This window comes from Stenotrophomonas sp. STEN035 (assembly GCF_056759935.1).
Genome location: NZ_JBRRDY010000027.1, coordinates 38,599 through 53,362, shown reverse-complemented (window position 1 = coordinate 53,362; position 14,764 = coordinate 38,599). Strand labels below are relative to the sequence as shown.

General features: G+C 63.3%; 14 protein-coding genes. 4 read left to right on the top strand and 10 right to left on the bottom strand.

What is annotated here, in order from left to right; genetic code table 11:
- Positions 1–5 precede the first annotated feature (5 nt).
- The 6 genes from ACVOLL_RS14690 to ACVOLL_RS14665 all read right to left on the bottom strand — a co-directional run bounded on the left by ACVOLL_RS14690 (position 6) and on the right by ACVOLL_RS14665 (position 4,398).
- Complete coding sequence (locus ACVOLL_RS14690; protein WP_481513565.1) at positions 6–350, bottom strand: hypothetical protein; 345 nt, start codon at positions 348–350, stop codon at positions 6–8.
- Entirely contained in the window at positions 350–1,132 is a 783-nt protein-coding gene (locus ACVOLL_RS14685; RefSeq protein ID WP_481513564.1) for a thioesterase family protein, read from the bottom strand. The genes ACVOLL_RS14690 and ACVOLL_RS14685 overlap by 1 nt, the downstream gene beginning before the upstream one ends.
- A gap of 33 nt (positions 1,133–1,165) precedes the next feature.
- A complete protein-coding gene (locus ACVOLL_RS14680) occupies positions 1,166–1,708 on the bottom strand; it encodes an adenine phosphoribosyltransferase (RefSeq protein WP_481513563.1) in 543 nt (180 codons plus the stop codon).
- A 14-nt stretch (positions 1,709–1,722) separates the two neighbouring features.
- A complete protein-coding gene (locus ACVOLL_RS14675; RefSeq protein WP_481513562.1) occupies positions 1,723–3,285 on the bottom strand; it encodes a protein adenylyltransferase SelO in 1,563 nt (520 codons plus the stop codon).
- A gap of 51 nt (positions 3,286–3,336) precedes the next feature.
- Positions 3,337–4,029: a glutathione S-transferase family protein gene (locus tag ACVOLL_RS14670; protein ID WP_481513561.1), complete on the bottom strand. Its 693-nt coding sequence runs from the start codon at positions 4,027–4,029 to the stop codon at positions 3,337–3,339.
- 159 nt (positions 4,030–4,188) lie between these two features.
- On the bottom strand, positions 4,189–4,398 hold the full coding sequence (locus ACVOLL_RS14665) for a cold-shock protein (protein ID WP_054659637.1): 210 nt from the start codon (positions 4,396–4,398) through the stop codon (positions 4,189–4,191).
- A 309-nt stretch (positions 4,399–4,707) separates the two neighbouring features.
- On the opposite strand from ACVOLL_RS14665, the gene ACVOLL_RS14660 reads away from it, so the two are divergent.
- On the top strand, positions 4,708–5,193 hold the full coding sequence (locus tag ACVOLL_RS14660; protein WP_481513560.1) for a YaiI/YqxD family protein: 486 nt from the start codon (positions 4,708–4,710) through the stop codon (positions 5,191–5,193).
- 3 nt (positions 5,194–5,196) lie between these two features.
- On the opposite strand, the gene ACVOLL_RS14655 is transcribed toward ACVOLL_RS14660, so the two are convergent.
- Complete coding sequence (locus tag ACVOLL_RS14655; protein WP_481513559.1) at positions 5,197–6,066, bottom strand: pseudouridine synthase; 870 nt, start codon at positions 6,064–6,066, stop codon at positions 5,197–5,199.
- A 63-nt stretch (positions 6,067–6,129) separates the two neighbouring features.
- Here ACVOLL_RS14655 and ACVOLL_RS14650 point away from each other — a divergent pair, with 63 nt between their 5' ends.
- The 3 genes from ACVOLL_RS14650 (at position 6,130) to ACVOLL_RS14640 (ending at position 10,153) form a co-directional block, all read left to right on the top strand.
- Entirely contained in the window at positions 6,130–6,678 is a 549-nt protein-coding gene (locus ACVOLL_RS14650) for a YaeQ family protein (protein ID WP_481513558.1), read from the top strand.
- 6 nt (positions 6,679–6,684) lie between these two features.
- Positions 6,685–7,875, top strand: coding sequence for a BaiN/RdsA family NAD(P)/FAD-dependent oxidoreductase (locus ACVOLL_RS14645; RefSeq protein WP_481513557.1), 1,191 nt, complete (start codon positions 6,685–6,687; stop codon positions 7,873–7,875).
- Positions 7,876–8,083: 208 nt separating this feature from the next.
- Complete coding sequence (locus tag ACVOLL_RS14640) at positions 8,084–10,153, top strand: EAL domain-containing response regulator (protein ID WP_481513556.1); 2,070 nt, start codon at positions 8,084–8,086, stop codon at positions 10,151–10,153.
- Between the two features lie 232 nt (positions 10,154–10,385).
- Here ACVOLL_RS14640 and fabV read toward each other — a convergent pair whose 3' ends face one another.
- The 3 genes from fabV to secD form a co-directional block, all read right to left on the bottom strand.
- The gene (gene fabV, locus ACVOLL_RS14635; RefSeq protein WP_481513555.1) at positions 10,386–11,645 is read right to left on the bottom strand and encodes an enoyl-ACP reductase FabV; all 1,260 of its coding nucleotides are present in this window, start codon (positions 11,643–11,645) and stop codon (positions 10,386–10,388) included.
- Positions 11,646–11,834: 189 nt separating this feature from the next.
- Complete coding sequence (gene secF, locus ACVOLL_RS14630) at positions 11,835–12,803, bottom strand: protein translocase subunit SecF (RefSeq protein ID WP_481513554.1); 969 nt, start codon at positions 12,801–12,803, stop codon at positions 11,835–11,837.
- Between the two features lie 61 nt (positions 12,804–12,864).
- Positions 12,865–14,709: a protein translocase subunit SecD gene (secD, locus tag ACVOLL_RS14625; RefSeq protein ID WP_481513553.1), complete on the bottom strand. Its 1,845-nt coding sequence runs from the start codon at positions 14,707–14,709 to the stop codon at positions 12,865–12,867.
- Between the last annotated feature and the right edge of the window lie 55 nt (positions 14,710–14,764).

The following is a 14,764-nucleotide window of genomic DNA, read 5'->3' as shown; positions in this document are numbered from 1 at the left end:
CTCTATCAGGCAGCGCGAGCACGCAGCGTCACCCGGAACGCCGCGGCAACAACCGCTACGCTGGCTGCGACAAACAGCGCCAGCGCAGTGGTCTCGCCCACACCGCGATGGATCAGCAGCAGGTACACGCCGATGCAGCTTGCCTGTGCAAACAATGGCCAGGCAACGCGGCGAAGACCGCGGCGGAACACGCGCCAGGCCAACACCGCGCTCAGCAGCCAGCCGCCGGCAAACGCCAGCGGGTCCAGTGCTGGCGAGAACTCATAGACATTGCAGATCACGAACCACGCGCTCCAGCCCAGCATCGCCAACAGCAGCGCCAGTCCACCCAACACCCGCAGGGCGCGCATCAGGCAAACACCGCCACGCTCTGGCGGCCGCGCATCACCACCCGGCCCTGCTCGTCCCATACCTGCATGTCCTGCGACGAATAGCCGTCACCCGCATGCTGGCTGAAGGAACGCAGCAGGAACCATTCGCCCTGCGGTGAAGGCTCAAGCAGCTCTACGTTCCAGGTGATGGAACTGATCGGCGCAGGCGCGCTGAAGCTGGTGAATGCTGCCGGCGGCATCGCGTCGCCCATCGCGATCAAGGCAACCGCCGGGTCAACCTGGGCGGCGTCGCGATGGCGAATCCAGGTCAGCAACTCGGGCACTTCCGCAGCCGACACCGGCATCGCGCCACCGGCAGGACGCATCTGGAAGTTGCGGGTAAAGGCTGGCGCAAACGGCATCGCCGCCATATCGAAATCGCGGTACGCGGCAGGCCCCTGGGCAGGGCGCTCGCCACCGAAATCATGCGCAACCGTGCTTTCGCGGGCGCGGCCGAACACCAGCGACAATCGCGCAGCCAAGGCGTCGTCGGAATACACATCCACGCCAACGTTCACCACCGACTTGCCCTCGCGCAGAACCGCCGGCACGAAACGCAGCAGACCCGCTGCAGGGCCGATGAAGGTCACCTGCATCGAGCGCAGCGGTGGCAGTGCTGCTGCATGGCTTTGCATCGCTGCAGCCACACCCAATGCACTAAGCACACCGCCATAAGCAGTGCGACCTTGGCGCCAGCTGTCAGGGAGCAGCAGCCCTTGTTCACCATCGAAGGAAGACAGCAGCTCGCTCAACGTCGGCATTCGGAACTCCGCAGATTTGGGTGGATCAGGCGCTCAGTAAACCAGTGTAGCGGTCAGCGGCAGGCCATCGGGCCAGCGTTGACGGCCACCAAGGCCATCCAGCTCGACCAGTACCGCACCGCCGACCACCTCCGCCTCAAGCTGCGCAGCCAACTGCAAGGCTGCAAGCAAGGTGCCGCCGGTGGCCAGTACGTCATCGACCAGCAGTACGCGCGCGCCCGGCGGGGTTGCGCCGACGCTGACTTCGATGCGATCGGTGCCGTACTCCAACGCGTATTCCTGCTTCAGCGTTGCGCCCGGCAGCTTGCCCGGCTTGCGCACCGGCACGAAGCCCACGCCCAACTCCAAGGCCAGTGCGGTACCGAGAATGAAGCCGCGCGCCTCCACACCGAGTACCGCATGCAGGCCGGCATCTCGCCAGGGCTCGGCCATCGCCTGGACGGCAGCACGGAAGCAGGCGCCATCACCCAGCAGCGGGATGATGTCCTTGAACAGGATGCCGGGCTTGGGGAAGTCGGCGATGTCGCGGATCGGGCGCGACCATTCGGGGTAGGCAGAAGAAGTCATATCAGTCATTCGTGGAAAAGTGCTCAGGAGCTGCACGACAGCATCGAGCAGCCGGCGCGGTCGCGCGCCCATTCCGGGCGCTTGCCGGCAAATGCCTCGCGCCCGGGTTGTTCGTCGTAAGGATGCCGCATCACGTCCAGCAAGTCCGTGATTCCGGCCAGATCGCCTTGTTCGGCACGGTCGATGGCCTGCTGGGCCAGCCAGTTGCGCAGCACGTATTTGGGATTTGCCGCCTGCATGGCATCACGGCGCTGCTGCGGCGACTGCCCGGCGCCCCGAACCCGCGCTGCATGGCGCTGCAGCCAGTCGGTCAGCGTTGGCAACACCTGTTCGCGGGCGACTGGGGAATAGAAAGCCACCTCCAGGGTTGCTGCCTGTGGCACGTCGATATTAATGGACGCCAAGGCGCGGAACGCCAGCGTCATATCCATCTCACCGTCCTGCAGCAACTGCTGGAACTGCGTCATCAGCTCGACGTCGCCGTCCCGGTACTCGCCCAGACCAAGCTTGGCGACCAGATGGGCACGTTCTTCGGTTTCAAAGCGCTCGCGGAAACCGTCCAATCCGGCTTGCAACGGTGCGACTTCCGCAAACAGGGGCGACAGCGCCTGCGCCAATCGCACCAGATTCCAGTACGCCACCTGCATCTGCGTGCCAAAACGGTAGCGGCGGCCCTGTGCATCGGTGGTGTTCGGCGTCCAGTCCGGATCGTAGCCCTCGACCCAGCCGTAGGGGCCGTAATCCAGGGTCAAACCAAGAATGGACATGTTGTCGGTGTTCATCACCCCGTGCACAAAGCCGACCCGCATCCACTGCGCCACCATTACCGCGGTGCGCGTGCAGACCTGCGCGAACCAGTCGGCGTACAGCGCCTCGCCACTGCCCTGCAGCTCGGGGAAATCACGGGCGATGCAGAAATCGACCAGTTGCCGCAGCAGCGCCACGTCACCGCGTGCCGACGGCAGCTCGAATGTCCCGAAGCGGATGAATGACGGTGCGACCCGGCACACCACCGCACCGGGTTCGGCCTGCGGATGGCCGTCATAGAACATGTCGCGCATAACCTTGTCACCGGTGCCGACCAGGCTCAATGCACGGGTGGTGGGCACACCGAGATGATGCATGGCCTCGGAGCACAGGAACTCGCGCAGTGACGAACGCAGCACCGCGCGGCCATCGGCTCCGCGCGAGTACGGGGTTGGGCCAGCACCTTTGAGCTGCAGCTCCCAGCGCTTGCCGCCGGCAAGCAATTCGCCCAAGGAGATGGCGCGGCCATCGCCAAGCTGCCCGGCCCAATGGCCGAACTGATGGCCGCCGTAATTGGCCGCCCACGGCTGCATGCCGGCGAACAAGGCATTGCCGCCGAAGACCTCGGCAAATTCCGGGCTGGCGATCGTTGCCGGATCGAAGCCGAGCAGCTCTGCGACCTCGGGCGAATGCGCCAACAAGCGCGGCGCGGAGACCGGCGTCGGCATTACCGCTGACCATGCGGCACCCAGCACCTCCCGGCGGCGCGCGCCGGTTTCAGGATCGCCAGGCAGCTCGCGCTGGAAGCGGTTGTCAAATTGCGGGGGCGTGTTGTTCATCGTCTCAACGTGGGGGCTGGCGGCCGCTGCTGCAAGCTTGGTCCGCCGTGCTCAGCGAGCGCCGCCAATAAGATCCAAGGCCCCGCCACGCTGCTCGGCACGCTGGTAGGCCGGCCGCTCGACGATACGTGCCAGGAAGGCCTGCAGCTTCGGGTAGTCGGTCATGGGACCGGCGCGGACCGCCGCCGCCAGGACCGGAAAACTCATCTGGATGTCAGCCGCGCTGAAGCGCTCGCCGGCAAACCAGGTGGATTGGCTCAAAGCCTGCTCCATCCAGCTCAGGTGCAGACGCAGCTGCGGGCTGATGAAACTCTTCATCACCTTGTCGACGATGCTGTGGGCAATCGGTTTGGCGAAAAATGGCAGCGGCGCCTTGCGCACTTTCGCGAACACCAGGCTCATCACCAGCGGCGGCATCGCCGAGCCTTCGGCGTAGTGCATCCAATAGTGATACTGCAGGCGCTCCGGCGCCTCCACTGGCAGCGGCTGCGGCGACAGGCTGCGCTGCAGGTCGTAGCGGTCGGCCAGGAATTCGAGGATGGCCCCGGATTCGGCCAGGATCAGTGCGCCGTCCTGCAGCACCGGTGACTTGCCCAGCGGATGCACCTTGCGCAGCTCCGGCGGCGCCAGCCAGGTCTTGGGGTCACGCTTGTAGCTGACCAGCTCGTAGTCCAGGCCAAGCTCTTCCAGCATCCACAGCACGCGCTGCGAACGCGATTGTTCCAGGTGGTGCACCGTGATCATCACCGGCTCCGTGCAATCGAAATCGAAAGCGCATCCTAACCAAGGCCAGCAGAACCCAGCATCACTCCGCTACGACGTCGCGCTGAAAAAACACAAATAAAAACGCCGGAAGCTTTCGCTTCCGGCGTTCCAAGCAACCTTACGGTAGCAAGGGGTCGATTAGACCGCCTGCACCTGGTCAGCCTGCATACCCTTCTGGCCCTGCACGGCGACGAAAGTCACCTTCTGGCCTTCCTGCAGCGACTTGAAGCCGTTGCCCTGGATGGCGCGGAAATGCACGAACAGGTCCGGGCCGCTTTCCGGGGTGATGAAGCCGAAGCCCTTAGCGTCGTTGAACCACTTGACAGTGCCGGTCTGACGATCAGACATGTACTAACTCCTGAAACATAAGTTGAAATAATCGCAGCCACCGGGTATCGGGGCCGAGACTGAGTTGCAGGCGTTGGTAAAGCGGATCGATGAGCCGATCAAGAAGATCAACTGCATCAGGCCACGATTCACGGTGACCCTTGCAAGCACAGTGGGATGGACGATACGCCGCTTTGTTCCAAAAAGCGATATTTACCGCATTCAGAAACCAAATATGGTTCAGTTCGGCCATTAAGTTGCTGAAATCAGTCAATTTTCTGGCGATAGCCCGATAACAGCAAAGTCGGCAAATCCAATAGACTGCGCGGCATGAGCCCTGAAGACGCCGTTTCCGCCACTGGTTTACCCACCCAGATCTGGGTCGATGCCGATGCTTGCCCCGTGGTGATCAAGGAGATCCTGTTCCGGGCCGCCGAACGGGCTAAGGTCGAGACCGTGCTGGTCGCCAACCAATGGCTGCGCACCCCACCTTCGCGCTTCATCCGTTCCATGCAGGTGCCGGGCGGGCCCGATGTCGCCGACGACGCCATCGCCGAGCGGGTCAACGCTGGCGACCTGGTCGTCACCCAGGACATTCCGCTGGCAGCGCGTGTGCTGGAGAAAAAAGCCGTCGCACTGAATCCGCGCGGCGAGCTCTATACCGCCAATACCATCGCCGAGCGACTATCGGTGCGCAACTTCATGGAAGAACTGCGCGGCGCTGGGGTTCAGACCGGCGGCCCGGCCACCTTGCACGCGCGTGATCGCCAGGCATTTGCCGCGCAGCTGGACCGCTGGCTGGCCCAGCGGCGCTGAAACTCACAGCAACTCACGCGCACTGCGGAATTCCCGCTTTTCGCCGGTGAGCGGGTCTACGAACGCCAAACGCCGCGCCAACAGCTGCGGCGGCTGCTGGTAGTCCTCCGGCGCGCGCTCGATCACTTGCGGATAGAAATCGTCGCCGATGATAGGCGCGCCCAACGCGGCCATATGCACGCGCAGCTGGTGCTTGCGCCCGCTCACCGGCTCCAGCGCATAGCGCCAGACCTCACCTCGCCGCTCGATGACATCCATCCGACTCAAGGCATTGGCCTCGCCCGCCAGCTCGGCCATGCGAAAGAACGGCTCGCCACGGCCAATGCGGCTACTGCGCTGCAGCGGAAACTGCAGCGCCGGCAGGGCCGGGGCCAAGGCTTCGTAGCCCTTGTCGATGCGGCGCTCGGCAAACAGCCGCTGGTAGGCGGCACGCGTATCGGGATTGCAGGAAAACAGCACCAACCCGGCGGTGCCGCGGTCAATCCGGTGCAGCGGTGCCAGCGCGCGATTGCCGGTGCTGGCGATCAGCCGCGCAAGCAGGGTCTGGCGCACGAAGCGGCCGGCCGGGGTGACCGCCAGGAAATGCGGCTTGTCGGCCACCAGCAGGTGCTCGTCCTGATGCAGGATCTGCTCGGCGAACGGCACTTCCGGCTCGTCGGCAACCTCGCGGAAGTACTGGATCTCCTGCCCTGCCCGCCACGGCTGCGCCGGTGACAGCGGCTGGCCATCCCTGTCCAGCACCCGCCCGCGCGCAAACCGGTCCAGCCATTGCGCCTGGCTTATCGCCGGAAACCGGGCGCACAGACCCTCTAACAGGATGGCCCACGGGCCTGGAGCGAGTTGCAGATGGCTGGGCAGATCATGATCAGGCACGTTGGAACGGGTCCGCTGCGGGGCCAGGCATTATGATGGGCGGTCTTTGTACCCGGTATTCCCATGGCCCTCACCGCCACCATCCGCAAGGCCGAGCTGCAGATCAGCGACATGGACCGCGGCTACTACGCGACCCACAACCTGACCCTGGCCCAGCATCCCTCCGAAACCGACGAGCGCCTGATGGTGCGTCTGCTCGCCTTCGCCCTCAATGCCGAGGACCGGCTGGAGTTCGGCAAGGGCCTGAGCAGCGAGGACGAGCCGGACCTGTGGCAGCTGGACTACACCGGCGATATCGAGCAGTGGATCGATCTGGGCCACCCGGACGAATCACGCGTGCGCAAGGCCTGCAACCGCAGCCGCCGCGTGCAGATCGTCAACTACGGCGGCAATGCCTCCGATATCTGGTGGCAGAAGCAGAGCAAGCACCTGACCCGCTTCAACAACCTGTCGGTGGTCGATCTGCCGTCCGCGTTCGTCGAACGCTGGGGTGAGCTGGTGCAGCGGGCAATGCGCTTCAGCATACTGATCCAGGATGGCGAGGTGCAGATCCTCAATGATCAGATCCAGCTGGACGTGATCCCGGTCTGGCGCAAGCGCCCGGCGGAGTAAGCAGTAGTGGCAGACAAGGTAATCCGCTGCGACGTACTGGTGATCGGCGCAGGCGCGGCCGGGCTGATGTGTGCGCTCACCGCCGGCCAGCGCGGCCGTATCGTGCAGGTGATCGATCATGCCAACAAGGTTGGCAAGAAGATCCTGATGTCCGGCGGTGGCCGCTGCAACTTCACCAATACTGGCACCACCGCAGCGAACTTCATCTCGAACAACCCGCATTTCTGCAAATCGGCGCTGGCACGCTACACGCCGGCCGATTTCATCGAGATGGTCGAGCGCCACGGCATCGCCTATCACGAGAAGGAACTGGGCCAGCTGTTCTGCGACATTTCCTCCAAGCAGATTGTGAAGATGCTGCTGGACGAATGTTCCGACGCAGGCGTGCAGATCCGCACCGACTGCGGCGTGCAGCAGATCGAGCGTGGTACCGATGGCTTCCACGTGCGCACCGCGCAGGGGCAATTCCATAGCGCCTCGGTGGTGATCGCCACCGGCGGACTGTCGATCCCCAGCATGGGTGCCAGCGGCTTCGGCTACGAGGTGGCACGCAACTTCGGCCATGAGCTGTTGCCGACCCGCGCCGGCCTGGTCCCACTGACCCTGAGCGGCACCCACCAGGAACGCTTCGCCGAGCTCAGCGGCGTTGCGCTGCCGGTGGAGGCACGCTGCAACGGCCAGAGCTTCCGCAACTCCATGCTGATCACCCACCGCGGTGTCAGTGGCCCGGCGATCCTGCAGATTTCCTCTTACTGGCAGCCAGGCAACGACCTGCGGCTGGACCTGCTGCCCGATCACGATGCAGCTGAATGGCTGCGACAGATGAAGCGCGAACGCGGTGCCTCCGAGCTGCGCACCGTGCTGTCGGAGGTGATGCCGCGGCGGCTGGCGCTACGCCTGTGCGAGCAATGGCTGAAGGACAAGCCGATGCGGCAGATGGACGAGCCCGAGCTCAAGGCTGCCGCCAGCCTGTTGTCCGACTTCCCGCTGGTCGCCAGCGGCACCGAAGGCTACCGCACCGCCGAGGTCACCCTGGGCGGCGTGGATACCCGCAAGGTGTCGTCATCGACGATGGAGTCACAACTAGTGCCGGGCCTGCATTTTGTTGGCGAGGTACTGGACGTGACCGGCTGGCTGGGCGGCTACAACTTCCAGTGGGCCTGGGCCTCTGGCCGCGCCGCCGGCATGGCCGTGTAAGCGGATTCATCAAACGGATCCATCGAAGCATGAAGACCGTCACACGGCCGGGTGCAGCACCTGCTGATACGCGCTGCGGCCGGTGACGACGACGGCCTGAAGCCGACCTTGAGACTACACTCACGTGTGTACGTCACAGGCAAGCGATCTGCGCATAGACGCCAGCGCCGTGCATCGTGTATTAAACCCCGTCCCCCGGGAGTCCTGAATGCAGAACGCCAAAGACATCACCTTGCGCTTGCTGATCGTTGACGACAGTGCCGAAAACGCCGAGGCCATCGTCAGCACCTTGCGCAACAGCGGCATCGCAGTACGCCCGTCGCGGCCGCAAAGCCCCGACGAGCTGAGCCAGGCGCTGAGCCAGCCCATCGATCTGGTGCTGGCGGCCAACTCTTACGTTATCCCGCAGTTGCTGCTGACCCAGCAGGTCGCGGCCAGCGGCAAGGACATCCCGATGATCCTGCTGAGCGACAGCATCGATGCACAGATGCTGCTGGACTCGGCCGCCAATGGCATCCGCGCCATAGCACTGCGCCATCAGCCGGATCACCTGTTGTCGGTGGTGCAGACCGAATGGACCGACCTGCAGGCCCGTCGCGGCCTGCGCCGGATCGAAGCGCAGATGCGCGAGACCGAGCGCCGCTGCGATGCGCTGATCTCGTCCTCGCGCGACCCCATCGCCTACATCCACGAAGGCATGCACATCCGCGCCAACGAAGCCTATCTGGACATGTTCGGATTCGAGTCGTTCGAGGATGTGGAAGGCATCTCGCTGTTGGACATGGTGGCACCGCAGCACGTCGAGAACTTCAAGCAGCTGCTCAAGTCCCTGAGCAAGGGCGAAGCGCCGCCACCGCAGTACGAAGTGCACGCACGCAACCAGGAAGGCGACACCTTCCCGGCGACGATGGAGTTCACCGCTGCCACGTATGAAGACGAGAGCTGCTTCCAGATCGTGTTCCGCCGCCGCGAAGAGTTCGACCCGGAACTGGCACGCGAAGTGGAAGCCCTGCGCCAGCGCGACCAGGTCACCGGCCTGCTCAACCGCCCGACCTTCATGGTGCAGCTGGAAAAAGCCGTCGCCCAGGTCGGCCGCAGCGATGGCCAGTACGGCTTCCTGCTGGTTGAACCGGATCACTATGCGCGCCTGCTACCCGATATCGGCCTGGATTCAGCCGATGCGCTGATCGCCGCACTCGGCCAGAAACTGGCCCAGGCCATCGGCGAAGACGCGCAGCTGGCGCGCTTCGGCGAACACAACTTCGCCCTGCTTACCGAAGGCGACTACGCACACACTTCGCAGATGGCCGAACGCGTGCGCAGCGCCTTTGCCTCGTCGGTATTCAGCATCGGCGAGCGCTCGGCAACCGTCACCGTCAGCATTGGCGGCGTACAGGTAGGCGAGAAGATTGCCAGCGTCGGCCAGGTTTTGAACCGCGCCAACGACTGCGCACGCGCTGCGATCGAGTTGGGCGGCAATACGGTCAAGGTGTTCGATCCGGGCGCAGCAGACCGCGTCGAAGAGGAGCGCATCCAGAGCTGGGTGCAGCGCATTCGCGAGGCGGTGGCCGGCGATGGCTTCCATCTACGTTTCCGCCCCGTGTTGAACCTGATGGGCGAGGCGATCCAGCTGTATGACACCTCGCTGCAGATGGAAAACAACGGCGAAATGATTGGCCCGGCCACCTTCCTGCCGATCGCGCAGGAACACGAGCTGCTGGCACCGATCAACCGCTGGGTAGTGGCCAACGCCATCCGCGCGCTGGGCGAGCGTCGCCGTGCCGGCCATCGCACACACCTGATGGTACGCATCACCCCGGAGTCGTTCTCCGACCCGGAGCTGCTATCGGTGATCCGCACTGGACTGCTGGCCGAAGGCGTGGAAGGCGCGCAGCTGTGGCTGCAGATTCCTGAAGCAAAGGTCTTCACCCATCTCCGCAATGCGCAGCAGTTTCTCAGTGATGTCACCGTACTGGGCTGCAAGGTCGGTCTGGAACAGTTTGGTTCGGGGCTGGATTCGTTCCAGCTGCTGGCGCATTTCCAGCCCGGCTTCCTCAAGCTGGACAGCGCCTTCACTGCTGACCCGTCGCTGGCCAAAGAGCAGCTGGAGAAGACCCAGGAGATCACCAACAAGGCGCAGTCTGCGGGCATTTTGACCATCGCCGAGTTCGTGGCGGATGCGTCGACGATGAGCTTGTTGTTCAGTGCCGGCGTTGACTACGTGGAAGGCGATTTTGTCGGGCCGCCAACCGTTGAGATGGATTTTGAGTTTGGTTGATGGGTTGCTGTGGGCTGCCTGTTTGCGCCAAGAGCTGCCCTCACCCCAACCCCTCTCCCGCAGGCGGGAGAGGGGCTTTAAATCTGCGATTGCAGACATTGCTCGCGCTCGCGGATTGCTAGCCCCTCTCCCGCCTGCGGGAGAGGGGTTGGGGTGAGGGCAAGCTCTTAGCTTCAAATAAAAAAGAAGGCCGCGCAAAGCGCGGCCTTCTCACAACTACAAACCAAAAAACTCAGACCTCAACAATCCCCGGAATAGCCACATCCGGATTCACATCGGCTTCGTAATCCACGCCATCGATGCCGAACCCGAACAGGCGCAGGAAGTCAGCCTTGTAACCGGCCAGGTCGCTGATCTCGTACAGGTTCTCATTGGTCACCTGCGGCCACAGCTCCAGCACCTTGCTTTGCACTTCCGGCGCCATTTCCTTGTAGTCCGCACGCAGACGGCCTTCACCGTCGACCAGTGCGATCTCGCGGCCCTGCGCGTCCTGCAGCTGCTGGCGGATGTGGTCGGCCGCGTTGGCGCCGCCCTGCGGGCCGTTGTACAGAATGTCGTACAGGGTATCGAGCTGCTCGATGCAGCCTTCGTGCGTGCCCTGCTCTTTCATCACCTTGAACAGCAGCGACAGATACAGCGGCATGGTCGGGATCGCCGAGCTGGCCTGGGTCACAACCGCCTTCAGCACCGACACGCGCGCATCGCCACCGAGGCTCTGCAGCTTGTCGCGGATGGCCAGCACCTTGTTGTCCAGGTCTTTCTTGGCGGCGCCGATCGAACCGTTCCAGTAAATGGCCTGGGTGATCTCTTCGCCCACATAGGTGAACGCGGTGGTGGTGGCGCCCGGGGCCAGTACACCGGCTTCAAGCAGGGCGTCGATCCACATCTGCCAGTCTTCGCCACCCATGACCTGCACGGTGCCGGCGATTTCCTCAGCCGTTGCCGGCTGCAGCGTAGTTTCGGTCAGCACTTCCTTGTCGGTATCCAGGCCGCGCAAGGTGATCGGCGCGCCGATCGGCTTGAGCGTGGAGCTGATGATCTCGCCGGTTTTGGGATGCTTGCGACGCGGCGCGGCGAGGCTGTAGACCACCTGATCGACCTGGCCCAGATCGGCCTTGATGATCTCGATGACTTTCTGCTTCACCTCGTCGGAGAACGCATCGCCATTGACGCTGCGCGCATACAGACCGGCCTGGTGTGCGTACTTCTCGAACGCAGCGGAGTTGTACCAACCCGCCGTACCCGGCTTGGTCTCGCTGCCCGGCCGCTCGAAGAACACGCCCAGGGTGGCAGCATCGCTGCCAAACGCAGCCTTGATACGGGCGGCAAGACCGTAACCGGTCGACGCACCGAGCACCAGCACCTTCTTCGGGCCATTGGCCAGCTTGGGCTGAGCCTTGATGTAATCGATCTGTTCCTTGACCGCCGCATCGCAACCAGTCGGATGGGTGGTGACGCAGATGAAGCCGCGCACACGCGGTTTGATGACCATGAAAACCTCGGTTGGCTAAACAGAAGACAGCAGCACAAGCAGTTTGCGCGCTGAACCGGGAGGATCGTAGTGCGCTGCCGCATCGAAAACAACCGACGCCCCCGCATGGACCGCCCTGCCCCCGCTCGAGTTGCGGGCAAAAGAAAAGCCGCGCAGGGCGCGGCTTTTCAGCGAGGCGGTGCAGATCCGTCAGGGACGACGGGCCAGCTCTTCCTCGTCCTTGGCCTTGGGCAGCAGATCCTGCTTGGTGACCTTGAACGGACCGATGCTCAGCAGCGGCACGGCCACGATGATCGAGGAGATGACCACGATCACGGCGCCGACCATGTGGGTCTCGGCCAGGCCTTCCATCGACTCGCCACCGAACATGTACAGCGCAAGTGCAGACAGGAAGAACAGCACCGCAGTGATCACCGTACGCGACAGCGTCTGGTTGATCGAGCGGTTCAGCACTTCCAGCGGCTCCACGCGCAGGCTGCGGAAGTTTTCGCGCACACGGTCGAACACCACGATGATGTCGTTGATGGCAAAGCCCATCACCGACAACATACCGGCCAACACGGTCAGGTCGAACTCGCGACCAACCAGCGACATGTAGGCGATGGTCAGGATCAGGTCGAAGAACGCGGTGACACTGGCGACGATGGCGAATTTCCACTCGAAGCGCGCGGCGATGTAGATCAGGAAGCCGATGACCATGAACAGCGTGGCGTAGATGCCGTTCATTGCCAGGTCCTTGCCGACCTGTGGACCAACGAACTCGCCCGGCTGCACGGTAGCGACATTGTCCGGCGCGGTCACAGCGACGCGGACACTCTCAGCAACCTTCTGTGCGGCATCGGCAGCATTGTTGTGCTCGCCATCTGGCGGCAGGCGGATCATCAAGTCATTGCCGCCGCCGACGCTCTGCACCTGGGCATTGTCGAAGCCAGCCTTCTCCAGACGCTCACGCACCGTGTCGGCGTTGATGCTCTTTTCAAAGTGGGTACGCACAACCGTACCACCGGTGAACTCCAGGGCGTAGTTGAAGCCCTTGAAGCCGATGATGGCGAACGAGGCCAGCAGCAACACCACCATGACCGCGAGCACCGGCTTGCGGTGACTCATGAAGTCGATGTTGGTGTCGTTCGGAACGATGTGAAGTGGAAACAGTTTCATGCAAGGAGTTCCTTGAAAAGCCCGCACCGGTCAGATGTGGGCTTCTGCGAAGAGGTTCGCGTCAGATGGCCACGGAGTTCAGCTTCTTGCGCTTGGCGTAGATCAGCGTCGCCAGAGCACGCGAAACGGTGATCGCAGTGAACATCGAGGCGAAAATACCGATGATCATGGTCAGCGCGAAACCCTTCAGCGGGCCGGTACCGAACGCGTACAGCGCCACACCGACGATCAGGCCCGTCAGGTTGGCGTCGAGGATGGTGCCCGAGGCGCGCTCGTAGCCCTCCGCGATAGCCTTCTTGGCCGGCATGCCCAGTCGCAACTCTTCACGGATACGTTCGTTGATCAGCACGTTGGCGTCGACCGACAAGCCAACCGACAAGGCCAGGCCGGCGAAGCCAGGCAAGGTCATGGTCGCGCCGAACATCGACATCACCGCCACCACGATCAGCAGGTTGAACAGCAGCGCCACCGAGGTGATCACGCCGAACATGCGGTAGTAGATGGCGAAGAACACCAGGGTGAAGATGAACGAGAACACCACTGCCTTGACGCCGCGGTCCACGTTCTCCTTACCCAGGCTCGGGCCGATCACGTATTCCTCGACGAAGTCCATCGGCGCAGCCAGCGAACCTGCACGCAGCAGCTTGGCCAGACCGTCGGCTTCGGTCTTCTCCAGACCGGTGGTCTGGAATTCCTTGCCGAACACGCCATTGATGTTGGCGATGGAGATCACTTCTTCCTTGACCCGGAAGCTACGCTGCTCCACACCGTTGACCATGGTCACCTGCGGAATCCGCTCGGTGTAGACCACGGCCATCGGCTTGCCGACATTGGCGCTGGTGAAATCAAACATGCGCTGACCACCGACGCTGTTCAGCGTCACGCTGACCGACGGCAGGCCATTCTGGTCAGTGGAGGTTGCGGCCTTGACCATCTGGTCGCCGGTGACGATGGTGCGCTTGTTCAACAGCACCGGCATGCCACGGCGGTCGCGGTAGAGCTTGGCTTCCGGCGGGATGCGGCCGGTATCCACGGCATCCTGCGCATTGCCATCCACCACGGCGCGGTATTCCAGGGTCGCAGTCGCACCGATCATGCGCTTGGCCTCGGCGGTGTCCTGCACGCCCGGCAGCTCGACCACGATGCGGTCTTCGCCCTGACGCTGGATGATCGGCTCGGCCACGCCAAGTTCGTTGACACGGTTACGCAGGGTGGTCAGGTTCTGCTCGATGGCGCCGGAGGCGATCTGCAGCATTTCCGCCTGCGGCACGGTGGCGGTGATGCGATCGCCGCTTACCGAGTAGCTGAAAGTCGGCTGTGCCTTGGCCAGTGCCGCGCGTGCCTTGTCGGCATCGGCCGCGTTGGTCAGGGCGATGGCGATATCGCTTTCGCCGCGACGCTCAACCGAACGGTAGGACACGCGGTTGTCACGCAGGGTGGTGCGCACGTCTTCGGTGAAGGCTTCGAAGCGCTTGTCCACCGCGGCCTTCTGGTCCACCTGCAAAGCAAAGTGCACGCCGCCGACCAGATCCAGACCCAGCACCATCGGCTTGCCGCCGAGATTGGCCAGCCAATCAGGTACGGTCGAAGCCAGGTTCAGGGCGACGGTGTAGTTTTCGCCGGCCGTTTCACGCAGCACCTCATTGGCGCGCGACTGGGCATCCAGCGAAGTCAGACGGACGATCAGATTGTTCTCGCCCTCCTTCTCCACCGACTTGGCGGTAACACCCGCCTCGCTCAGCGCCTTGCTGACGCGCTCTTGCAGCGCATCGTCAATTTGCCCACCACGATTGGCGGTGATCTGAACGGACGGATCCTTCTGGTAGATATTGGGCAGCGCGTACAACGCGCTGACCGCCAGAACGATCAGAATCAGGAAGTACTTCCAGCGCGGAAATTCAAGCATTGCAGGATCCTGCGTGACGCCGGTGCGGCGTCACGACGTGACGGAAAGGGATCAG

Coding starts and splice junctions, on each gene's coding strand:
- ACVOLL_RS14650 (WP_481513558.1), top strand. CDS start 6,130: ATGGCCCTCACCGCCACCATCCGCAAGGCCGAGCTGCAGATCAGCGAC.
- fabV (WP_481513555.1), bottom strand. CDS start 11,645: ATGGTCATCAAACCGCGTGTGCGCGGCTTCATCTGCGTCACCACCCAT.
- ACVOLL_RS14660 (WP_481513560.1), top strand. CDS start 4,708: ATGAGCCCTGAAGACGCCGTTTCCGCCACTGGTTTACCCACCCAGATC.
- ACVOLL_RS14690 (WP_481513565.1), bottom strand. CDS start 350: ATGCGCGCCCTGCGGGTGTTGGGTGGACTGGCGCTGCTGTTGGCGATG.
- secD (WP_481513553.1), bottom strand. CDS start 14,709: ATGCTTGAATTTCCGCGCTGGAAGTACTTCCTGATTCTGATCGTTCTG.
- secF (WP_481513554.1), bottom strand. CDS start 12,803: ATGAAACTGTTTCCACTTCACATCGTTCCGAACGACACCAACATCGAC.
- ACVOLL_RS14670 (WP_481513561.1), bottom strand. CDS start 4,029: ATGATCACGGTGCACCACCTGGAACAATCGCGTTCGCAGCGCGTGCTG.
- ACVOLL_RS14665 (WP_054659637.1), bottom strand. CDS start 4,398: ATGTCTGATCGTCAGACCGGCACTGTCAAGTGGTTCAACGACGCTAAG.
- ACVOLL_RS14680 (WP_481513563.1), bottom strand. CDS start 1,708: ATGACTGATATGACTTCTTCTGCCTACCCCGAATGGTCGCGCCCGATC.
- ACVOLL_RS14675 (WP_481513562.1), bottom strand. CDS start 3,285: ATGAACAACACGCCCCCGCAATTTGACAACCGCTTCCAGCGCGAGCTG.
- ACVOLL_RS14640 (WP_481513556.1), top strand. CDS start 8,084: ATGCAGAACGCCAAAGACATCACCTTGCGCTTGCTGATCGTTGACGAC.
- ACVOLL_RS14685 (WP_481513564.1), bottom strand. CDS start 1,132: ATGCCGACGTTGAGCGAGCTGCTGTCTTCCTTCGATGGTGAACAAGGG.